Source organism: Sphingomonas sp. (genome assembly GCF_036731925.1).
Classification (GTDB): Bacteria; Pseudomonadota; Alphaproteobacteria; order Sphingomonadales; family Sphingomonadaceae; genus Sphingomonas.
Genome location: NZ_DAINDJ010000002.1, coordinates 356837 through 379288 on the forward strand (window position 1 = coordinate 356837; position 22452 = coordinate 379288).

The 22452-nt window shown below is 67.9% G+C and carries 14 protein-coding genes; 8 read left to right on the plus strand and 6 right to left on the minus strand.

All coding sequences use genetic code 11. From position 1 onward, the window contains the following. Positions 1-6: 6 nt before the first annotated feature. Complete coding sequence (locus V7E00_RS11190; protein ID WP_443019188.1) at positions 7-2163, minus strand: alpha-glucuronidase family glycosyl hydrolase; 2157 nt, start codon at positions 2161-2163, stop codon at positions 7-9. Between the two features lie 118 nt (positions 2164-2281). Between V7E00_RS11190 and V7E00_RS11195 the strand changes: the two genes are divergently transcribed. Together V7E00_RS11195 and V7E00_RS11200 are read left to right on the plus strand one after the other, a co-directional pair. Further along, a complete protein-coding gene (locus V7E00_RS11195) occupies positions 2282-3442 on the plus strand; it encodes an endo-1,4-beta-xylanase (RefSeq protein WP_333572728.1) in 1161 nt (386 codons plus the stop codon). Positions 3443-3527: 85 nt separating this feature from the next. Beyond that, the gene (locus V7E00_RS11200; RefSeq protein ID WP_333572729.1) at positions 3528-4535 is read left to right on the plus strand and encodes an AAA family ATPase; all 1008 of its coding nucleotides are present in this window, start codon (positions 3528-3530) and stop codon (positions 4533-4535) included. A 31-nt stretch (positions 4536-4566) separates the two neighbouring features. Here V7E00_RS11200 and V7E00_RS11205 read toward each other — a convergent pair whose 3' ends face one another. After that, a complete protein-coding gene (locus V7E00_RS11205; protein ID WP_066723364.1) occupies positions 4567-4917 on the minus strand; it encodes an ArsR/SmtB family transcription factor in 351 nt (116 codons plus the stop codon). 167 nt (positions 4918-5084) lie between these two features. Here V7E00_RS11205 and V7E00_RS11210 point away from each other — a divergent pair, with 167 nt between their 5' ends. Continuing rightward, complete coding sequence (locus tag V7E00_RS11210) at positions 5085-5717, plus strand: alpha-ketoglutarate-dependent dioxygenase AlkB (protein ID WP_333572730.1); 633 nt, start codon at positions 5085-5087, stop codon at positions 5715-5717. 29 nt (positions 5718-5746) lie between these two features. On the opposite strand, the gene V7E00_RS11215 is transcribed toward V7E00_RS11210, so the two are convergent. The 3 genes from V7E00_RS11215 to hemN all read right to left on the minus strand — a co-directional run bounded on the left by V7E00_RS11215 (position 5747) and on the right by hemN (position 13396). Next, positions 5747-8281 (minus strand): TonB-dependent receptor, encoded by a 2535-nt coding sequence (locus V7E00_RS11215; protein ID WP_333572731.1) that lies wholly within the window; start codon positions 8279-8281, stop codon positions 5747-5749. A gap of 355 nt (positions 8282-8636) precedes the next feature. Beyond that, a complete protein-coding gene (locus V7E00_RS11220) occupies positions 8637-11951 on the minus strand; it encodes a glycosyltransferase (protein ID WP_333572732.1) in 3315 nt (1104 codons plus the stop codon). A gap of 122 nt (positions 11952-12073) precedes the next feature. After that, a complete protein-coding gene (gene hemN / locus V7E00_RS11225) occupies positions 12074-13396 on the minus strand; it encodes an oxygen-independent coproporphyrinogen III oxidase (RefSeq protein WP_333572733.1) in 1323 nt (440 codons plus the stop codon). A gap of 91 nt (positions 13397-13487) precedes the next feature. Between hemN and V7E00_RS11230 the strand changes: the two genes are divergently transcribed. Continuing rightward, positions 13488-13742 (plus strand): hypothetical protein, encoded by a 255-nt coding sequence (locus V7E00_RS11230; protein WP_333572734.1) that lies wholly within the window; start codon positions 13488-13490, stop codon positions 13740-13742. A gap of 80 nt (positions 13743-13822) precedes the next feature. On the opposite strand, the gene V7E00_RS11235 is transcribed toward V7E00_RS11230, so the two are convergent. Beyond that, positions 13823-16756 (minus strand): TonB-dependent receptor domain-containing protein, encoded by a 2934-nt coding sequence (locus V7E00_RS11235; protein ID WP_333572735.1) that lies wholly within the window; start codon positions 16754-16756, stop codon positions 13823-13825. Between the two features lie 298 nt (positions 16757-17054). On the opposite strand from V7E00_RS11235, the gene paoA reads away from it, so the two are divergent. The 4 genes from paoA (at position 17055) to V7E00_RS11255 (ending at position 22411) form a co-directional block, all read left to right on the plus strand. Beyond that, the gene (gene paoA / locus V7E00_RS11240; protein WP_333572736.1) at positions 17055-17699 is read left to right on the plus strand and encodes an aldehyde dehydrogenase iron-sulfur subunit PaoA; all 645 of its coding nucleotides are present in this window, start codon (positions 17055-17057) and stop codon (positions 17697-17699) included. After that, a complete protein-coding gene (locus V7E00_RS11245) occupies positions 17696-18646 on the plus strand; it encodes an FAD binding domain-containing protein (protein ID WP_333572737.1) in 951 nt (316 codons plus the stop codon). Before paoA ends, V7E00_RS11245 begins: the two co-directional genes overlap by 4 nt. A gap of 3 nt (positions 18647-18649) precedes the next feature. Then, on the plus strand, positions 18650-20857 hold the full coding sequence (paoC, locus tag V7E00_RS11250; protein ID WP_333572738.1) for an aldehyde oxidoreductase molybdenum-binding subunit PaoC: 2208 nt from the start codon (positions 18650-18652) through the stop codon (positions 20855-20857). A gap of 213 nt (positions 20858-21070) precedes the next feature. Then, complete coding sequence (locus V7E00_RS11255; RefSeq protein ID WP_333572739.1) at positions 21071-22411, plus strand: chloride channel protein; 1341 nt, start codon at positions 21071-21073, stop codon at positions 22409-22411. Positions 22412-22452 lie beyond the last annotated feature (41 nt).

A 22452-nucleotide genomic window follows, 5' to 3' on the forward strand; every position in this document is an offset into this window, starting at 1 on the left:
CCATCCTCATTTTCCATTCCCCGGCGCGTGCGGCGTCCGGATTGCCTTGTAGTAATCGAGCCCGTGCGGCGGGGCCAGATGGCCCGCCGGCAGCGGCCGCTTCGAGAGCGACTGCCAATAGGCGATCGAGGCGTCGCGCCACCATTGTGCCTCCGCGCGCTGGATGGCGAGGAAGTCGCGCACCTCGCCCCATCGACGCGCGTCGACCTTGCCCTCCAGCGCAGCCCAGCGCCGCTGCATGTCCTCCACCGTGGCGATGCCCGTATCGTACCGGATAACCAGGCTGTCCCACAGGGTTTCGCCCGAGCGCAGGCGATAGTCCCAGGGGACGTGGTGGAACCACAGCAGCAGGCTGTCCGGCACCGTCTTCAGCTCGCCCCAGCGCCTCGCCACTTCCGGCGCGTACTGGCCGAGTGCATCGGTGCCGGTGGCGGTGCGATCAAAGCCGATCCCGTTCGCATCGGCGCGGTGATAATAGGTGGGGTTCCATTCGGGCCGGGCGAGGTTCGACACCCAGGGCCCCGGGCCGTAATGATGCCCGGTCGCCATCACATGGCCGAGCCCGAGCGGCGTCATGTAGTTCACCACCGCCTCGCGCGATTCCAGCATCATCGCGACGATCGGATCCACCACGGCGGGATCGTGGCTCCAGGTCAGCCGCGCCCAGTCGCGGGCGATGTCCTCGGCCTTGGCGTTCGGGTCCCAGGCGAGCCGGCCATAGGCGTACCAGTTCGCCTGATCGAACTGCGATCCGCTCCAGTTCACGTCCGTCCCGATATTGGCGACACCCGCCATGCCGGTGAGCGTCCTGGACTTCACCGGCGTTTCCAGGATCTTCGCGACGGTGCGGCCTTCCCGCGGCCGGAAGGTGTCGCTCTGCAGCACCTCCTCCCACATCGTGCCGAGATAGGCGAGGTGGGTGGCGAAGCCGAGATATTCCTTGGTGATCTGCACCTCGAGCATCAGCGGCGTCTTCGGCATCGCCCCGAACAGCGGGTGGAACGGCTCGCGTGGCTGGAAGTCGATTGCGCCGTTCTTCACCTGGAGCAGGACATTGTCGCGGAAGCTGCCGTCGAGCGGCACGAACTCGTCGTTCGCCTGCTTGTGGCGATCCGCGTCGTTGTGCTCGGAATAGACGAAGGCCCGCCACATCACCACGCCGCCATGCGGGGCGAGCGCGTCGGCAAGCATGTTCGCGCCGTCCGCATGGCTGCGCTTATAGTCGGAGGGACCCGGCTGACCTTCCGAATTGGCCTTCACCAGGAAGCCGCCGAAATCCCAGATCGCGGCGTAGATCTCGTTTGCCTTGGCCTTCCACCAGGCACGCACCGCGGGGTCGAGCGGATCGGCCGTCCTGAGCCCGCCGATCTCGATCGGCGCAGAAAAGCGGGCGGTCAGGTAGATGCGGATGCCATAGGGGCGGAACACCTCCGCCAGCGCCCGCACCTTCTGCAGGTAGGGCGCGGTCAGGATATCGGCGTTCGCATTGACGTTGTTCGGCACCACCGCGTTGATGCCGATCGAGGCGTTGGCGCGGGCATAGTCGGTGTAGCGCGGGTCCTTGTAGCCGGGCAGCTTCTGCCAGTCCCATAGCGACTGGCCCGCATAGCCGCGCTCGACATAGCGATCCAGATTGTCCCAGTGATCGAGCGCGCGCAGCTGCAGCTTGGGCGCATCGCGCACGTCCAGCGCATCGATGGACGCGCGGAGCTGGACCAGCTTGAGCAGGCGGAAGGTGCCGTAGAGCAGCCCGGCATCGCTATTGGCTGCGACCAGCGTGACGCGCACTCCGCCGATCGCGACGGAGCGGATCAGGAAGCCCTCCCGGCCCAGCGACGCCAGTGGCAAGTCCAGCCCCTGCAGCAGCGGCGATCCGGCGGTGGCGAGGACCACCCCGCCCTCACCCTGCACCGTGCGCGCGTGTGCCGGCGCCAATCCGATCAACCCGGCAAGACCGCGATCTAGCTCCTCCAGCGCGGCCCGCACGGCGGGACCGCTGCCCTCCGCCACTACGTAGCGGAGCCTGGGCGCGACCCGCTGCACCGTGGCAGCATCGAGCGGCGGATAGCGCAGCCACAGGTCATATCCCGTCTCGGCGTGCCCCTGCCCCGTCATGGCGAGCGCCATCCAGATGCACAGCAACGCCCGTACTGCCGCCCGCATTGCCCTCTCCCGCTCGCGCCCGTTCACGCCGGTTGACGAAGGTGTAGCAGGCCGAGCATGGTATCGCTACCAAACAGATAGGCCCCGCAGAACGGGCTCAGGAGAGGAACCACCCCCGATGTCGCTCGACACCGTCCGCCTCGATCGCCGCACCCTGCTCGCGGGCGCTGCCACCGCCGCCGCCACGCTCCCGCTCGTCGCACGCGCGACCAGCGTGCCGCCCGGCCTCAACGCGCTGGCCACCGAGAAGGGCATGCGGATCGGATCGGCCTTCGCGTGGAGCCCGCCGGGCGCCGATGCCGGCTCCTTTGCAAACCCTGCCTATGCCGCGCTGCTCCAGCGCGACTGCGGGCTGCTGGTGCCGGAGAACCAGCTGAAGTGGCAGGCCACCCGCCCTGCCCCCGACAGGTTCGACTTCACCCATGTCGATGCGATGCTCGGCTGGGCGGAGGCGCACCGCATGGCGATGCGCGGCCATACGCTGCTGTGGCACAAGACCGAGTATTTTCCGCGCTGGCTCGTCGGCTACGATTTCGGCGCCACCGCGGCCAGCGCGGCGGAACGACTGCTCACCACGCACATCGAGACGGTCTGCAAGCGCTATGCCGGGCGGATCCACAGCTATGACGTGGTCAACGAGACGGTGGACGAGAAGACCGGGGAGCTGCGCGAGACCAGCCTTTCCCGCGCCTTTGGCGGCACCGTGCCGATGCTGGACCATGCCTTCCACGCCGCCCGCGCCGCCGCGCCGCAAGCGCAGCTCGTCTACAACGACTATATGAGCTGGGAGCCCGGCAACGCCGCGCACCGCGACGGCGTGCTGCGGCTGTTGGAGGGCTTTCGCAAGCGCGGCGTACCGGTGGATGCGCTGGGCGTGCAATCGCATATCGAACCAGCTGGCGATGCACCGGCGGGTCTGCTGGCGGCGCGGCAGGAGAAGCCTTGGCGCGCCTTTCTGGATGCGGTGACCGGCATGGGCTACGACCTGCTGATCACCGAATTCGATGTTGCCGACCAGCATCTGCCGACCGACATCACCCTGCGCGACCGGCAGGTGGCGGACTATGCGGGCGCCTATCTGGACGTGATGTTCAGCTACCCGCAGCTGCGCGACCTGCTGTTCTGGGGCATGTGCGACCGCTACAGCTGGTTGAAGGGGTTCAAGCCGCGCAAGGACGGCAGCACGCCGCGCGTGGCTCCGTATGACTCCGGGTTCCGCCCCAAGCCGCTGCGCGATACGGTTGCGGCGAAATTGATCGGCGCCGCGACACGACGTTGAACCTCGGTACGGTCCCGTTCAGATTTCGCGCGTATAGGATACTCCCGATCGGCTGAGTCGCCGAAGGATTGAGGGGAGCAGGGCGATGGCGTCAGCGGCCGTGAAGCGGCATGGACCGGGCGGGGACCTACCGGTTCCCGGCACGATCGACGTCGCGGCGCTGCACGCCCTTGCCGAAGCGACCGTGCGGGCACATGGACGCGCCACGGTGACTCCGGCCGGCGCGAGCTTCCGCCAGTCCCTGATGGAGCGCGCGCAGACCAGCGCCCAGCGCAGCGCACTTGCCCTGCAAGGTGCCGACATCGAACGTCGCGCACGCGCCGGCCGGGTCCGGCTGCTCGGCGAGGGCATGCCGCTCGACATCCTGTTCGACCTCGCAGCCGCGCTGGCTGCCTTGCTCGCACAGGATCGCGCCACCGACGCCAATATCCTTGCCAATCGCTATCTCGACCTGTCGCCCCAGGGCGCGACCGGCTGGGCGTTGCTGCCGCTGATGCTTTCGCTGCAGACCGCCGACCTGGCGGCCGCCGATCGCCTGCTCGAACCTGCGATGCCGCAGCTGATCGTGATCGGGGGTCTTTCCGGCACCGGCAAGTCCAGCCTCGCACGGCTCCTGGGCGGGCTGTACGGCCGTCAGCCGGGCGCCAGGGTGCTGCGCTCCGACGTGTTCCGCAAGCGCCTCGTCGGGCTTCCGCCGGAAACCCGCCTGCCGCCGTCGCACTATACGCGCCGCAACGATGCCGACACCTATGAGGCGCTGTTCGAATCGGCAGACGACCACCTCGCCTGCGGGTCCACGGTGATCCTGGACGCGGTGTTCCTCAATCGCAGCGAGCGCGAAGTGGCCGAGGCGCTGGCGCTGCAGGCGCGCGTACCCTTCACCGGAATCTGGCTGGAAGCGCCCGATCGCGATCGCATCGCTCGGGTTACCGCGCGCACGGGCGACGCCTCGGATGCCACGGCGGAGGTGGCGCGGGACCAGGCGCGAAAGCCGATCGGCGATCTGTTCGGCTGGCACCGGATGCGGGCCAATCGCGCGATGGAGCTGATCGTGCCGGCGGCGCGGGCAGCGATCGAGCGCCCCCGCCGATAAGCGGGGTGCGCCCCTTTCTGCGGGGTGCCGCTCAGGCGGTCTCGCTGACCTCGGGCTTCAGCAGCAGGCCGGTCGCGCCGTCATTGGCACAGAACAGATCGTTCAGCGCCTCGAGCATGCGACGCGCCTCGGGACTTGCCAGCGAGTAGAAGATCATCTGACCGGCGCGCCGGGCGGAAACCATGCCCTCGCGGCGAAGCAGGGCAAGTTGCTGGGAGACCGCCGTATCGCGAGCGCCGGTGAGCCGTGCCAGTTCCCCCACCGATTTCTCGCCATCCACCAGGTGGCAGAGAAGCAGCAGACGGCTGCGGCCGGACAGCGCCTTCAAAAACTGCGACGCGTGGTCGATTACCTCGATCATATCGTTCTTCACGGCGACCATGGCTATGCATGTATCCTATGCCAAGCAACCCGTCACGCGACAAAATATCCAAGAAATTCATAAACCTGGATCAATGTGACACATCATATATATGCAACTTTGCTGACATGTGTCTCTTTTCCCGGCGCTATTGGGGAGCATACCCCTTGTTCGAAGGTTGAGCGACGATGGCCCCTCGTCAGGCAGATTTGTTCGATGTTCCCGAGCCTTCCGGCCTGCGACTGACCGAGGCATTTCTGGACACTGCCGAGGAATCGGCCGCGATCGCGTCGATCGACTCGGACGATCTCCTCCCGTTCCAGTTCCAGGGCTGGATCGGCAATCGGCGCACGATCAGCTACGGCTGGCGCTATGATTTCGAGAATGGGGGCTTCCGTCCGGCCGCAGCCATGCCGGCATGGCTGGTGCCGCTGCGCGATCGCGCAGAAGCCTTTGCGGGTCTGGCGCCAGGCACCCTCGTCCAGGCGCTGCTGATCCACTACCCGCCGGGCGCAGGGATTGGTTGGCACCGGGATCGCCCCGTTTTCGAGCAGGTGGTGGGTATTTCCCTTGGCGCACCCGCCACGCTGCGCCTTCGTCGGCGCACGGGCCCCCGCGCCTTCGACCGCGCCGAACAGCATCTGCCGCCGCGCTCCGTCTACCTGCTGTCCGGGCAGGCGCGCCACGGCTGGGAGCACAGCATCGCGCCGATGGCGGAACCGCGCTGGTCGATCACCTTCCGCGCCCTTTCCGCGCTCGGCCTGCGCCAGACGCGAAACGGCCCGGAAGGGTCTCCCCCTCCGGGCCGCGTCGCTGGCTGAGCCCGGCCGCCGAGGCGGCCGGTGCAAGATCAGAACTTCACCGACACTTCGCCACCGAAGGTGCGCGGTGCGTTGAAGTTGCCGTAATCGCCCAGCACGTTGTTGATGCTGCCGCTGGTAACGCTGCTGGTCGGCGAGCCCGGCAGGCTGTTCGAGGGGTCGCGGCGGAAGATATACTGTTCGTTGAACAGGTTGCGGCCCCACACGCTGAACGTGACGTTCTGCATCGCGCCGACATTGATGTTGGCGAGCGAGATGCGGCCGTTGAAGATCAGCGACGCCTCGTTCTTCGTGGCGAACTGGTCGAAGGCCTGGGTCGCCTGCGAATAGTTGCCGTCCAGGTGGAAGCGCAGGTCCGCCCCCTTCAGCGGCAGCTCATAGTCGACGGAGCCGCTGGCGGCGTTGCGCGGCGTGAACACGATGTAGAAGTTCTGGTACACGCTGGTCGACAGCCCGCCCGCGGTGGCGGTGATCAGCACCGGCGGGATGCGGGTGTAGGTGTAGGCATAGGACGCGTTCAGCGTCAGGCCCTGCACGGGCTTCAGCGTCAGGTCCGCCTCGATGCCGCGGATCTTGGTGTTGCCCGGGGCATTGATGGTGACGAGGTTGTTGAAGTTGCTGCCGTTGAAAGGCTGGATCGAGCTGATGTCGACCTGGCTGTCCTTGCGGTCCATGATGTAGGCGGCGAGGTTCAGGCGGCCCTTGTGGCCCCAGAAGTCGCTCTTCAGGCCGACTTCGTAGGACTTCACGTCTTCCGGATTGAACGCCTGGTAGTTGGCGGTACGCGAGCTGGCGCCGCCGGCGCGGTAGCCGGTCGCATACTTGGCATAGGCGTGCACCGCGTCGCTCACGTCATAGGCGAGCGTGACCATCGGGTTGAAGCGGTCCCAGCTCTTGTCGAGCGGCTTGTAGCCGGCCGTTGCCGCAGCGGCAGTGTTCACGTCATAATTCACGTTGCGGGAGAAGTGCAGCACGCCGCGCTTCTTGTCGTGGGTGTAACGGCCGCCGACGGTGAGGTGCAGCGCCTCGGTCGCGTTCCAGGTCACCTGGCCATAGGCCGAATAGCTCTTCGACCAGACTTCCGAAGCGCGGTCGATCGAGCGGCAGCCCGGCTGCGAACCGAAGCCGGCCGAGCCGGTGCACGGATCGAGGATCACATAGTTGTAGCCGGTGACCTGGCCCGCCGTGTTGGTCAGCGCGACGATGCCGTTCGAGTTCGGCGTGGCAGCGTCGTCGCTGACATGCTCGTTGAAATAATAGAGGCCGGCGACATAGTCGAACTGGCCGACCGTCCCCACTGCCTGGAGCTCCTGGCTGAACTGGTTCTGGCGCAGGTCGGCGAGGCTGTAGCGGCTGAAGGCGCAGGGCGCGGCCGCGGTGCAGCTGGTGGTCACGCTACCGATGGCGGGCGTGTTGACGACCGGCACGCGGTGCGCGCCGCCCGAGTTATCCCACTGGGTGGCGGTCACGCCGCGCCATGCGGTGATCGAGCGCAGTTCGATTTCCGGGCTCACCTTCCAGCGCAGGCTGTTGGTAAAGCCATGGGTCTTGTCGATGCTGGGCTGCTGGGGAACGCCGATATCGGCGGTCTTCATGCGGCTGGAGCCGTTGACGACGACGCCCGGCATCAGCGGCTTCACCGTGCCGGTAAGCGCGGTGTACTGGGTGCCCGGCAGAGTGCAGGCGGGCACCGCCGCCTGGGCGCCGGCGACGCAGCCGTTCGGGTTGTAATTCAGCAGCTGGCTGTAGAACGGCGTGTTCGCGTCATAGCCATTGTCGTAGCTGAAATCGTTGGTCAGGCCGTCGATCGGCTTCCAGCGGACCGCGGCGCGGAAGCCGTGGCGGTCATAATAGTTCCAGCCGGCCTGGCCCGCGAGCGGGTTCTTGGTGGTCGCATCCTGGTGCTGGACCACACCGTCGAGCTTCAGCGCGAAGTTCTTGTACTCCGGCAGGTCGAGATGCGCGTCGACATTGTAGCCGCCATAATTGGCGACGCCGGCGTTGACGCGGCCGGCGAACTCGCCGCTGGGCGCGCGGCTGACGAGGCTCAGCGCACCGCCTTCGGTGTTGCGGCCGAACAGCGTGCCCTGCGGCCCCTTCAGCACTTCGACGCGCTCGAGGTCGAACAGGGCGGCGTTCAGGCCGTGCTGGCGGCCGAGATAGACGCCGTCGACATAGATGCCGACGCCCTGCTCACGCGCGGGCTGGTTGGCGTCGAGCGGCACGATGCCGCGGATGCCGACGGTCAGTGCCGACTGGCGGGCTTCAAAGGTGGCGACGCGCAGGCTGGGCACCGCGCCGTCGGCAAGGTCGTAGAGGCTCTGGACGTGGCGCTCCTTGAGCGCGGCGTCGCTCAGCACGCTGATCGAGATCGGCGTCTGCTGCAGGTTGGTCTCGCGCTTCTGCGCAGTGACGACGATGTCCGCCAGGCCCTCGGGCTCGGCAGCTGCCGCAGTCGGCGCGGCGTTGTCGGTCTGGGCCTGGGCAAAGGCAGGCGCGGCGGCGAGCGCCAGCACCGTGGCGCCCGCGAGCAGCGAGAGGCGGAAGGTCGAACGGTCGGACATGGAGTTGTTTTCCCCGAGGCAGAGTCTGTTTGGTTCGGGGGGCGCCCTAGGCAGGCGATTTGGCAGGATTGTTACATCCGGCGCAGCATCCATGACACTACGGCGTCATCTTCACTTCATGTTACAAGAAAAGCCGCGGAAATGGGCCGACAACGCTGATGTCGAACCGCTTGCGATGCTGGTTAATGTGCCAAATTGCGCCGGGTTCCGCGTCGAAAATCAGTCGACGGTGCAAAATTACCACAGCGGATCTGGCGCACCTTTCCGCGCTTCCTGGTCCTGACAGCAAAGCCGCCCGCTCCGCGAGAGCGGAACGGGCGGTCTGGCATTGCTCGCGAGAAGAAGGGAGCGGGTTTTACTCCGCTGCGGCTGCCTGTCCGCCGCCGACTCGGCCGGTGCGCTCCAGCTTCCCCCAGCCGACGAACCAGCCGCCAAGCGCCGAGCTGATCGCACGCAGCACCACCCAGTACATCAGCTGGCGGTAGACGAAACGCTGCGCCACGAGCAGCAGCGCCGGATAGCGGATCTTCCGACTGTTGAGGCGGTATGCAACCCAGCCGCAGCCCACGTCGATCGCGGTGAAGGCCACCCAGTAGATCGCCATGGTGCCGACGTCGCCGCGCGTCTGCTCCCAGCCATGCTGCGCGATCCGGACGCCGGTGGCGAAGATCGCGGAGACGAGCGCCAGGTCGATCAGCGGCGAGATGGCAGCGAAGATGATCTGGAACACCCAGGCCTGGGGGAGCCCGATCCAGGCGAGCCCGCGCGCGCTCCTGTCGCGATATAGCCCGCGGTGCTTCCAGAGGCACTGGAGGGTGCCGAACGCCCAGCGATAACGCTGCTTGGCCAGCGCCCGGAAGCTCTCCGGCGCCTCGGTCCAGGCGACCGCGTCGGGATCATAGGTCACGCGCCAACCAGCGCGCTGGATGGCGATGGTGAGGTCCTGATCCTCGGCGAGCGTGTCCTCGGGATAGCCGCCCACCGCGTCGAGTGCCCCGCGCCGCCACGCGCCGACCGCGCCGGGCACGACGGTAATGGCGTTGAACCCGGCCAGCGCGCGCCGCTCCAGATTCTGCGCGGTGATATATTCCACCGCCTGCCAGCGGGTGACGAGGTTGACCCGGTTGCCCACCTGCGCGCTGCCGGCCACTGCGCCGATCTTCTCGTCGGCGAACCAGCGGGCGAGACGGCCGATCGTCTCCGGCTCGAACTGGGTGTCGGCATCGAGCGCGATGATCACGTCGCCGCTGGCCTGTTGCAGCGCCCGGTTCAGTGCCGCCGCCTTGCCGCCATTGGCGAGGGTGAGCAGGGTGACGCGCGGATCGTCGCCGAACGCCGCCGCGACGATTTCGCTGGTGCGATCCTTCGATCCGTCGTCGGCGACGATCAGCTCGATCGCCGGGTAATCGCTGGCAAGCACCCGGCGCACGGAAGATTCGATCACCCGCTCCTCGTTATAGGCGGGAATGATCACCGACACGCTGGGGGTGAACACCGGCGGTTCGCCGCGTTCGCGCAGCCGCTGGCGCAGCGCCAGCCCGGCCAGGATCACCGCGCGGGCAATGCCCAGGGTGATCGCGATGAAGAACATCCAGCGCAACCCCGAGGCGACCATCGCGAGCGCGACGAAGATCGCCACGTCGGCCCGCACGGCCAGCAGGTCGCTGCCGCGGATCGGCGGCATCACCGCATCGTAGGAAAGCCCGGCCAGCTTCGAGACGGGCACGAAGGTATAGCCGCGCGCGCGCAGCTCGTGGATGATGCGGGGCAGCGCCTCGATCGTCTGCTCGCGATTGCCGCCGCCGTCATGCAGCAGCACGACGTTGGTGGAGTGGTCGGGCCTGGCCCCGGATACATCGTCGAGCACGCCGTGCACGATCGCATCCACGCCAGGGCGCTTCCAGTCGTCCGGGTCGACGTGCAGGCCGACCACGGTATAGCCCTGCTTCTGCGCCACCACGGCCGGATCGAGTTCGTCTGGCGTGGTCGGCTCGGCGTCTCCGAAATAGGGCGCGCGGAACAGCCGCATGCCGCGGCCGGTATAGGCCTGGACCAGCCGTTGGGTGGCGTTCAGCTCCAGCGCGGTGCTCGCCGCCGAGGTGGTGGCGAGGTTCGGGTGGGTATAGGTGTGGTTGCCCAGCTCATGCCCCTCGGCCACCAGCCGGCGGAGCAGCAGCGGGTGCTGCAGGCCGTTCTCGCCGATGATGAAGAAGGTCGCCGGCACATGCTCGGCCTTCAGGATGTCGAGGATGCGCGGGGTGTAGGTGGGATCGGGCCCATCGTCGAAGGTCAGCGCGATCTCGTTCTTCGAGGCGCCGGTGCGCATCACCACATAAGGCGTCGGCAGCTGCGGATACTGCACGTCGCGGATCATGCTGGCGGCATCGAAGCTGATCGCGCGCTGCCCGACCATCGGCGTCGAGGTGACGCGCAGGATCTCGCCCGGGCCCTCCACGTCCACATTGGTCGCGGGAACGATCCGGCTCAGGTCCGGTCGGCCGCCATGGCGATAGGCGAGCAGCGCGGTCCACACGCCGGCGTCCTCCGTGCCGAGGCGCCACAGCGCGACGCTGCCGACGCCGGCCGTGCGCACCGCCTGCAGCTGGTTCCAGGTCGCGGTGGCGTCGACCATCCAGATCTCGTGGTGCTTGCCGTTTTCGTCATAGGCGAAAGCGCTGTTGCCGCTGGTCTTGTCGAAGGTGACCTTGGCGTCGCTGTCGCGCGCGGCCGACCACGCCTCTTCGATGCTCATCGCGTCGGTGCCGTCGCCGTGATAATCATAGGCATAGCTGGCCAGCGCAACGATCAGCTTGTCCGCGCCGACCTTCGACACCGCCCGGCGCAGTTCTTCCACGAACCAGGGCTGCGAAGCGATCGGCCCGGCGGTGCCGCCCTGCCAATGCTCGTCATAGTCCATCAGGATCACGCGGTCGGTGACCGCCGCAAAGCGCTTGAGATCCCAATTGGTGTCGCCCGCCGGCACGGTGACCGCCAGCGTCTTGTCCTTCGGCATCGCCTTGTTGATCTGGTCGAGCAGCTGGGCATAGCCGGGCAGCGACGCCGGCTGCAGGCTCTCGAAGTCCATCACCAGGCCCGGCAGGTTGCGCGCCTTGACCATAGCGGCAAGGTCGCGCGCCAGCTTCGCCCGGGCAGCCGGGCTCGCCATCAGGCGGGCCGAGCCGGCGGTGTCCCAGGCCTCGTCGGATACGTTCTGCACCATCGGCAGCACACGCGGCCGGCGCGGCGCGCCGGCGACGATGCTCGCGAACTTCGGGTCGTCGAGCACCTGCATGGCGTGGTTCGGCCCGGTTACGGAGACGAAGGCCGGCACCACCCAGTCGAGATCGCCGATGTTGCGGCGGAGCGAGTCGGCGCTTGCCGGATCCCAAGGCACGTAGAAACCGACGGTGAGCGGCGCGCCCGGCCGCTTGGCCGCGCCGCCAGGCAGCCAGCGCTGCGAGCGCGACTGGCCCCGCGCGCTCAGCGACCGCAGCGCCGCCGGCTTGGCATTCTCCCAGCGGACCGGCAGGTCCTGTGCGGGCGGCACGTTGACGATGGTGGCGGCGAACACGACGGCAGCGATCAGCACACCGCCGATCAGCGCGAACACGGTGCGCATCGTCCAGCGCTTGCGGCTGCCGGTGGGATCAAAGAAAACGGGACGCGACATCGGTGCTCTTTCGAACCGCGCAGACAAGACCCCGGCGCGTATCGGGCCGGCGCCTTATAAGAGCCTGCATGAACCGAAGCTATACACCCAACGCTGGGTAGATTCCCGGAGATCGGATAGCGTCACACTGCACTGCTGAAGCGCGTGGGCGCCGCGCCGCGATACTGGTCGACCGCGCTCGCGATCACCCGCGCATAGGGCAGCGCCTCTGGCGCGAGCAGCAGCACACTGCCTTCCCAGCGCACCAGGTTCAGCGCGGCGAACCGGGCAAGCCGCAGCGCGATCGCCGCGCGGCCGGAAATGCCGGCAAGATCGGCCTGGCCCTGGCAGAGCAGTTCCTCGATCACCGCCGCGCGCCACTGGTCGTCGCTGGAGCGCCGCACACCGCGCGCAGCCGCCAGCCGGCCGGACGAGACCGCCATATGCCACCGCCCGGCATTCTTCTCGTTCTGCACGAGCAGGTCCGGAAACTCGCTGATGGCACTGGCGCCCAGGCCGATGAGCACCTCGGCTTCGTCCTCGGTGAACCCCTGGAAGTTGCGCCGCAGCCGCCCCTCGCGCGCGGCGACCGCAATGGCGTCGCCGGGCCGTGCGAAATGATCGAAGCCGATCGGGTCATAGCCGGCACCGGTCAGCGCATCATGCGCCAGCGCCGCCTGGCCAAAGCGCGCGGCGGCATCCGGCAAGGCGCCCGCATCGATCCGGCGCTGGCGCGGGATCAGGTGCGGCACATGGGCATAGCCGAACACCGCCAGGCGATCGGCGCCCATCGCGACGCTCTCCGCAATCGATGCCGCCAGCGCGTCGTCCGTCTGCCCGGGGAGGCCGTACATCAGGTCGAAGTTGATCGACTCGACGCCGGCGCCGCGCAGCAGGCCGACGGTGGCGGCGATGTCCTCGCGCGGCTGCACCCGGCCGATCGCGGCCTGCAGGCCGGCATCAAAGGTCTGCACGCCCAGGCTGGCGCGCGAAACGCCGGCCTTCGCCATCGCCTCGGCCCAGGCGCCATCGAAACCGCGCGGGTCGACCTCCACCGAAAGCACCGGCGCCGTCGCACCAAACGCAGCCTTTGCCTGCTCCGCAAGCTGGAGGAAGGCGTGGGGCGCAATCGCGTTGGGGCTGCCGCCGCCGAACGCGATCCGGCCTACCTTACCACGGCCTGCGAGCCGCCGGGCGACGCCGTCAATCTCCTCCGAGAGGCGGGCAAGATAGGCGTCGAGCCGCGCTGCACGGTTCGCCGCCCCGGTGTTGCAGCCGCAATACCAGCAAATCTCGCGGCAGAACGGGATATGGAGATAGAGCGAGACCTCCGTGTCCGGCTCCACCCGCTCCAGCGCGGCCGCCATCTCCGCAGACCCTACGCCCTCACCGAATTCGGCGGCGGTGGGGTAGCTGGTGTAACGCGGCACGGGCGTGGCGAGCAGATCGGGGTGATAGGTCCACATGATCGGGTCGCATGGACCGCGGGCACGCGAACGTCGCTTGGGAATATCCCGTATCCTTGCCGCCCGCACCGGACCGGCCTAGGCCGGCAGCATGCAACTCGACGACCAGCTAGTCCGCTATTTCGGCACCGCCGATCTCGGCGCCCTCACCCCGCCCGCGCTTGCCGCGGGAATCGAACGGATGAAGGTCGATCTCGGCCTCGAGACCGATCGCGCCCGGCGTTTCGCGCTGTGGGCGCTGCTGTTCATGCTGGGCAACGCGCCCGATCTCGACGTCACCTTCGAGGACGAGGCCGATCGCGAGGCCGCGCGCAACTTCATGGACCTGTCCGACCAGCAGGACTGATCCCCCTCCCGCAAAAAAAACGGCGGGCCTTTCGGCCCGCCGCCCCAGGTGTTGGGAGACACTTATGTTTTGGGTCGGGATCAGAAGGTGAGGCGCGCACCCAGCGTGTAGGAGCGCCCGATCGGATCGTAGATCGTCGGGAAGGTGTTGCCGCTGTTGTACGACGTACCGCCGACACCCGAACCCACCAGCGGCGGATCCTTGTCGAGCAGATTGTTCACCGTCAGGTTCAGGCTGAGGTTCTTGGTCGGTCGCACGCCGAACGACAGGTCGAAATAGTCGTAGGCGGGGATGCGGGCGAAACGCGGCAGGATGCTGCCGATCGGATCCTCCAGGCTGACATGGCTGATGTGGGTCCACAGCAGCGATGCGTCGAAGCCCGGGCGATCATAGGTCAGGCGACCATTCCAGCGCAGCTTGGCGCGCGGATTGGTGCAGCCACCCGCGCTGTACCGGCCGGTGCAGTTGCGGTTGATCGAGTTCGGGTTCGCCTGGAAGCGATAATAGTCCAGATAGGTGCCGTTGAACCCGATCGAGATCGCGCCGCTGTCCTGGATGCCGATGTCGTTCAGCAGCACGCGCTGATTGACGCCGAGATCGATGCCCGCGGTGCGGATTACGCCCAGGTTTGAATAGGTCAGGATCACGCCGGGGGTTTCGCCCGCGCCGTTCAGCGTGCCGGTCAGCGGGTTACGCCGGATCAGCGCGCAGAACGCGTTGTTGGCGAAGCTGGGGTTCAGCGTTGCCGAATAGCAGCCGTTCAGGATGTCGGCCTGGGCCGGCTGAGTGATCGCGTTCGAGACCTTGATGCGGAAATAGTCGACGGTCGCCGAGAAGCCCTTGAGGAAGGTGGGCGTGAACACGCCGCCAAGGGTGAGGGTCTTCGCCTTTTCCACATCGAGGTCGCGGTTGCCCGCGGTGGTGTTGTTGATCTGGCCCGAGCTTGGCTGCGCGATCGAACCGATGGTGCCCGCCGGCGCGCCGGTGGCAACGCAGAGCGCGGCCAGCGGCGCGTTGCTCAGCACGCCGGTGCCAGCGCAGACGTCGCGCGTCAGGTTGCCCAGCCCCTGCACCGGCGACTGGAACAGCTCCTGGATGTTGGGCGAGCGCACCGCCACCTGATAGGTGCCGCGGAACTTGAAGCCCTGCACCGGCTCCCAGGTGCCGCCGGCCTTCCACGTCGTGCTGCCGCCCGTGGTGGTGTAGTCGGAATAGCGGATGCCCGCTTCCGCAGTCAGCTTGTAGAAGAACGGCTGGTTCTCGACGAGCGGGGCGATCACTTCGCCGAACACTTCCTTGACGCTGTACCGGCCCGTGTCCGGGGGCGTGCGCGCGCCGGTGCCAAGCACTTCACCCTGCACCTGCGAGGGGCCGTCCGGCTGGCTGGCGGCAGTGATCTTGCGATATTCGGCGCCCACCGCGAACGCGATCTTGCTCGCGGCAAGCGGCGAGGTGAACAGGTCGCCCGAAAGGCTGCCCGTAACGACGGTCTGGCGCACCTTGCGGTTGATGATGGCGTCGAGATTGATGAACGCCGCCTGCGCCGAGCTGATCGAGCCGTTGGGCCCGAACAGGTTCAGCGGCACGCAGCCGTTGCTGCTGTCCACGCAGCGGATGGTGCCGCTCGCATCGCGATAGGCGCGCAGGGCCTGCTGGACCTTGCTGAACGAGCCCCAGCGCTGGCGCGTCTGGTTCTGCGTCGTCTCGCCATATTGTGCCGACACATCGTACTTCAGGCCCGTGGTGATCTCGCCACGGAAGCCGCCCTGCACCTGGAACATCTGCGATTCGAACAGGTTGCCGCGCGGGCCGAACTCGGTGAAGCGACGCTGCGCAACGACCGGGATCTCGCGATAGCCGGCCGTGCCCGGGCCGCCCTGCACTGCCGCCGCGGTCGCGCAGTCCGCAGCCGAGATCTTGGTCGCGGTGCAGAGCTGGTTGCGGATGCCGGTCGTCAGATACGGGTTGTTCAGGCCCAGCTGATAGGTGTTGTTGAAGGTGCCCGAGGAGGCCAGCTGGGTCGCGATCTGGTTCCGCGTGAACATCGCCGAACCGTAGAACTCGATCGCGTCGGTGATCTTGTAATAGCCCGCCGAATAGGCGTTGATGCGATCCAGCGGCGTCTGGAAATAGGTGCCGATATTGGTGTTGTAGGTGTCGTTCGCGGTCGCGGACTGGAGCAGCCCGGTCGTCGGGTTCACCACGGCGCCGAAGTCGCTGGGGCCGAGGCCGAGCGCGGCCACCCCGGGCGAGCCGAAGATCGTCACGGCCGCGGTGCTCGATCCGGCAAACGAGCCGGTGGTGGAGCTGATCGGCACTTCGCTGATCTTGCGATCGAGGTGGAGCAGCGGATCGGCCTTGGTGTAGCCCACCGCCAGCACGACGTTGCCGCGGCCATCGGCGAAGTTGCCGCCGACGACGAGGTCCGCCTTGAAGCGCTGGCTGTCGCCGCGCTCGGACACGCGGTAGCTCGCCGATGCATCGATGCCGGAGAAGTCGCGGCGGGTGATGAAGTTGACGACGCCCGCCACGGCGTCCGCGCCGTAGGTGGACGAAGCGCCGCCAGTGAACACTTCCACGCGCTGCAGCAGCGCAACAGGGATGTTGTTCGTGTCGGTCAGCCCGTCCAGGCCATAGGGTACCAGGCGGCGGCCATCCAGCAGCACCAGGGTGCGCTGCTCGCCGATGCCGCGCAGGTTGAGCGTCGACGAACCGTCGGAACCGTTGTTCACGCCCGCGCCGATGGACGGACGAATCGCCGGCAGGTTGCGCAGCAGGTCATCCGCGGTGCCCGGCTGCCGGAACGTGATTTCCTGCTGGCTGATGACATTGACCGGGCTGGCCAGTTCGAGATCCGGCCGCGAGATGCGCGTGCCGGTGACGACGATCTCGCTGCCGCTTTCGGCCTGCGCCTCGGTTTCGGGCACGCTTTGTTGCTGGGCGTATGCAGGCGCCGCGATGCCCGCAACCAGCATGGTCGACGCGAGCAGACAGGTTCTGAACGTGGACGTCATGAATTTTCCCTTTTCCCGGATTTTTTTCCGCAGCGGACGCAACTTTCGTGCGCCTTCACCTTGCACCATGTCTGCACGATCCGCTCAGAATGGCAACGCGGCAGACACGTGCAGAAACAAAATGTCATGACACTGTTGCCAGAATGCAATGGGTCGCGGCGGATTTGCTACCTGTCGGTACAATTGCGGGTGCGGCGAAAAGCCGATAGATGCACAGAGCCATCGACCGCCTGCCCGTGCCGGAACAGCCTCCGCGCGCACCATCGGGCGAGAAAACAGGCAAGCAGGGGATACCCATATGGATCGACCAGCCGATATTGGCGTATCGCGACGGAGACTGCTGGCGAGCGGCGCGGGCTTCGCCGCCGCAACCGCCCTTCCCGCCAGTGCCAGCAACAAGGAACCGGCCGCGCCCATGGAGACGCCCCCCACCCTACCCGTCCAGCTGAAGGTCAACGGCAAGCCGGCCGAGCTGACCGTCGACACCCGCACCACCCTGCTCGACGCGCTACGCGAGCATCTCCACCTCACCGGCACCAAGAAGGGCTGCGATCACGGCCAGTGCGGCGCCTGCACGGTGATGGTGAACGGCAGGCGGATCAACAGCTGCCTCAGCCTGGCAGTGATGCACGACGGCGACAGCGTCACGACGATCGAAGGCCTGGGCACGCCCGAGGACCTCCACCCGATGCAGGCCGCTTTCGTGAAACACGACGGCTATCAGTGCGGCTATTGCACGCCCGGACAGATCTGCTCGGCCGTGGCGGTGCTTGACGAGATCAAGGCCGGCATCCCAAGCCATGTCGCCGCCGACGTGGCTGCGAGCCCCGCATTCTCCGAGATGGAGATCCGCGAGCGGATGAGCGGCAACATCTGCCGCTGCGGCGCCTATTCCAACATCGTCGAGGCGATCCGCGAGGCCGCGGGGCGGAGGCAGGCATGAAGGCTTTTCACTACACCCGCGCCAGCAGCCCGGCCGATGCCGCCGCGCTCGCCGCCAAGATCCCCGGCGCCAAGTTCATCGCCGGCGGCACCAATCTGCTCGACCTGATGAAGCTGGAGATCGAGACCCCGGCGCATCTGATCGACGTCAACAAGCTCGCGCTCGACCGGATCGAGGAAACTGCGGACGGCGGCCTGCGCATCGGCGCGCTGGTGCGCAACACCGATCTCGCAGCCGACAAGCGCGTGCGGCGCGACTATGCGGTACTCACCCGCGCGATCATCGCGGGCGCCTCGGGCCAGCTGCGCAACAAGGCGACAACGGCCGGTAATCTGCTCCAGCGCACCCGCTGCCCTTATTTCTACGATCCCAACCAGCCGTGCAACAAGCGCAAGCCCGGCAGCGGCTGCGCGGCGATCGGCGGGTTCAGCCGCCAGCTCGCGGTGATCGGCACCAGCAAGGCGTGCATCGCCACCTATCCGGGCGACATGGCCATCGCGATGCGGCTGCTCGACGCGACGGTGGAAACGGTGAAGCCCGACGGCAGCACCCGCAAGATCGCGATTGCGGACTTCCATCGCCTGCCCGGCGACACGCCGCATATCGATAACACGCTCCAGACCGGCGAGCTGATCACCGCGGTCACCCTGCCCAAGCCGCTGGGTGGCAAGCATTTCTACCACAAGGTGCGCGACCGCGCCTCCTATGCCTTCGCGCTCGTCTCCGTAGCGGCGGTGGTGCAGAAGGACGGCACGGGCCGCGTCGCCTTTGGCGGCATGGCGCACAAGCCGTGGCGCGTCGAAGCCGCCGAGGCAGCCCTGCCCAAGGGGGCTGCCGCGGCCGCCAGGATCGCCTTCGCCGGCGCCACGCCGACGCACGACAATGCCTTCAAGCTGCCGCTGGCCGAGCGCACGCTCGCCGCGGTGCTGAGCGAAGCAAGGGGCTGAGCCATGAAGTTCGATACCCCCGCCACGACCAATCCGATCGACCGCCTCAAGGTCGTCGGCAAGCCCACCGACCGGATCGACGGTCCGCTCAAGACCACCGGCCGCGCGCCCTATGCCTATGAGCGGCACGACGTCGCGCCGGGTGCGGCATACGGCTATGTGCTCGGCTCGGCGATCGCCAAGGGCCGGATCACCGGCATGGACCTGAGCGCCGCCAAGGCAGCGCCGGGCGTGCTCGCGATCGTCACCGCCGAGAATGCCGGCAAGCTGACCAAGGGCAATTTCAATACCGCCAACCTGCTCGGTGGGCCGGAGATCGAGCATTACCACCAGGCGATCGCACTGCTGGTGGCCGACAGCTTCGAACAGGCGCGCGCCGCCGCGGCGCTGATCCGCGTCGACTATGCGCGGGCCAAGGGCCGGTTCGATCTGGAAGCGGAAATGGGCAGCGCCACGCTGCCGCCGCCCGGCTTCGGCGGTCCGGCCGAAAGCAAGGTCGGCAATTTCGAGGGTGCCTTCGCCAGCGCGCCCGTCCAGCTCGACGCGCGCTACACCACGCCGGATCACACCCACGCGATGATGGAGCCGCACGCCTCCACCGCCAAATGGGAAGGCGACCAGCTGCTGCTCTGGACCTCAAACCAGATGATCAACTGGGGCAAGGGCGACGTTGCGCGCACGCTGGGCGTGCCCAAGGACAAGGTGCGGCTGATGTCGCCCTTCGTCGGCGGCGGATTCGGCGGCAAGCTGTTCGTCCGCACCGACGCGATCCTCGCGGCGCTCGGCGCCAGGGCAGCCGGACGGCCGGTGAAGGTGTCGCTGCAGCGCCCGCTGATCGCCAACAACACCACGCATCGCCCGGCGACGATCCAGCGCATCCGCATTGGCACGAGCAAGGACGGCAAGATCACCGCGATCGGCCATGAGAGCTGGTCCGGCGACCTGCCCGGCGGCGGTCCGGAAACGGCGGTCGGGCAGACCCGCCTGCTCTATGCCGGCGAGAACCGGCTGACCGCGATGCGGCTCGCGGTGCTCGACCTGCCCGAAGGCAACGCCATGCGCGCGCCGGGCGAGGCGCCGGGCCTGATGGCGCTCGAAATCGCGATGGACGAAATGGCGGAGAAGCTGGGGATGGACCCGGTGGCATTCCGCGCGCTGAACGACACCCAGGTCGATCCCGAGGCCGCCAACCGCCCCTTCTCGCAGCGCCAGCTGATCCAGTGCATGCAGATCGGCGCGGAGAAGTTCGGCTGGGCCAGGCGCGCCAAGGCGCCCGGTGCGATCCGCGAGGGCCGCTGGCTGATCGGCATGGGCATGGCCGCGGCGTTCCGCAACAACCTCAACGGCAAGTCCGGCGCGCGGGTGCGGCTGGATGGCAAGGGCGTCGTCACGGTCGAGACCGACATGACCGACATCGGCACCGGCACCTACACGATCATCGCCCAGACCGCGGCGGAGATGATGGGCGTGCCGCTGGAGAACGTCGACGTGCGGCTGGGCGACTCCAGCTTCCCGGCCTCGGCGGGCTCGGGCGGGCAATGGGGCGCCAACAGCTCGACCGCCGGCGTCTATGCCGCCTGCGCGATGCTGCGCGACAAGGTGACCGCGGCGCTCGGCTTCAACTCGGCCGATGTGGTGTTCGAGGACGGCAAGGTCCGTGCGGGCAACCGCAGCGTGGCGCTGGCCGATGCGGCCAAGGGCGGCGAGCTGGTCGCCGAGGACTTCATGGACTATGGCGACCTCGCCAGGAAGTTCCAGCAGTCGACCTTCGGCGCGCATTTCGTCGAGGTCGCGGTGGATGCCGCAACCGCCGAGGTGCGCGTGCGCCGGATGCTCGCGGTGTGCGCGGCCGGCCGCATCCTGAACCCGAAGTCGGCGCGCAGCCAGGTGATCGGCGCGATGACGATGGGCGTCGGCTCGGCGCTGATGGAGGAGCTGGCGGTCGACAAGCGCTTCGGCTTCTTCGTCAACCACGACCTTGCCGGATACGAAGTGCCGGTCCATGCCGACATCCCGCACCAGGAAGTGATCTTCCTCGACGAGACCGACCCCACCACGTCGCCGATGAAGGCCAAGGGCGTCGGCGAGCTCGGCCTGTGCGGCGTCGGCGCCGCGGTGGCGAACGCCATCTACAACGCGTGCGGCGTTCGGGTGCGCGACTATCCGGTAACGCTCGACAAGCTGCTGCCGGGCATGCCGGCGTTCGCTTGAGGCGAACGATCCTCCCCTTGCAGGGGAGGTGGCGCGCGTAAGCGCGACGGAGGGGTGTCGAAGGCGGAGATGTCGTCCACCCTTCCGGTGGTTACACCCCTCCGTCAGCCCTGCGGGCTGCGACCTCCCCTTGCAGGGGAGGATGGGATCTAAGGGTGGTGCTCCCCGCCCTCCCCCGCTACAGCCTGCGCCGGGGGCAGGCTGAGGGAGTGCATGGACCGCCACCAGACCACCCGCCGCGTCCGCGCCATGGTGCGCCGGCACGGGCCCACTGCGCAGATATGGCGTCGCCGCGTCGCCTTCCTCGGCGGCGCGATCGTCATCGGCCTCGTCGCCTTCGCCTTTGCGGAAGCAGCCGATTGGGCTGCGCGGCGCTTCACGACATTGCAGCGCACCTGGTGGTGGCTGCCGCTCCTTCTTACGCCTGCGGGCTTTGCGCTGTTCGCCTGGGCGACGCGGCGCTTCGCCCCTGACGCGACCGGCTCCGGCATCCCGCAGGTGATGGCCGCCACGCGCGACCCCGACCATGCGATGACCAGCCTCACCGCGGCCAAGACGGTCGTGCTGAAACTCGTTCTGACCATCGGTGCCGTGCTGGTCGGCGCCTCTACCGGGCGCGAGGGCCCCACCGTGCAGGTCGCCGCTTCGATCATGGGCTATGCACACCGGTTCGCCCGGGTGCCGATCCGCGCGTCCGTGTTCATCGCGGGCGGCGCGGCGGGCGTCGCGGCGGCGTTCAACACGCCGCTGGCCGGAGTCGCCTTCGCGATCGAGGAACTCGCCGCCGCCTATGAGCAGCGGATGGCCGTGCTGGTGATGGCCGCAGTGCTGATCGCCGGCATGACCAGCCTCGGCATCGCCGGCGACTATGTCTATTTCGGCGCGATGCGCAGCACGCTGCCGCTGGGCCAGGCGATCCTCGCCGCGCCCGTCGCCGGGGTGGTGGGCGGCCTGGCCGGCGGGCTGTTCGCGCGGCTGATGCTTGCCGTCGGCGGATCCGACTGGCGGCCACTGGTCGCTATCCGCCGCCACAAGCTCGCCTTCGCCGCGGCCTGCGGGCTGGTCGTCGCGGTGCTCGGCGTGACGACAGGGCTCACCTGGGGCACCGGCTATGACGCCGCCCGCGCCGCGATCACCGGCAGCGAGATCGCCTGGTGGTACGCCCCCGCCAAGTTCGCGACGACCCTCGCCACCGCGGTCGCCGGCATTCCCGGGGGGATCTTCGCGCCGTCGCTCTCCGTCGGCGCGGGCGTGGGGGACCTCGTCCGCCCGATCTTCCCCACCGCCCCAGGAGGCACGATCGTGCTGCTGGGCATGGTAGCCTATTTCACGGGGGTGGTCCGCGCGCCGCTGACCGCGGTGATCATCATCGCCGAGACGACCGCCAGCCGCGGGCTGATGCTGCCGCTGCTCGCGGCCGCGCTGATCGCCGACTTCACTGCCCAGCTGGTGTCGAAAGAGCGGCTCTATCACGGCCTGTCGCTGCGCTTCGGTACAACGCAGGTGCAGCATGAATCCGACCAGTCGGGGAACGGATCGGGCCCGCGCGCGTAACGATCCTGTGGAGGGCGCAATTCTGGCTGCGCCCCGATGAG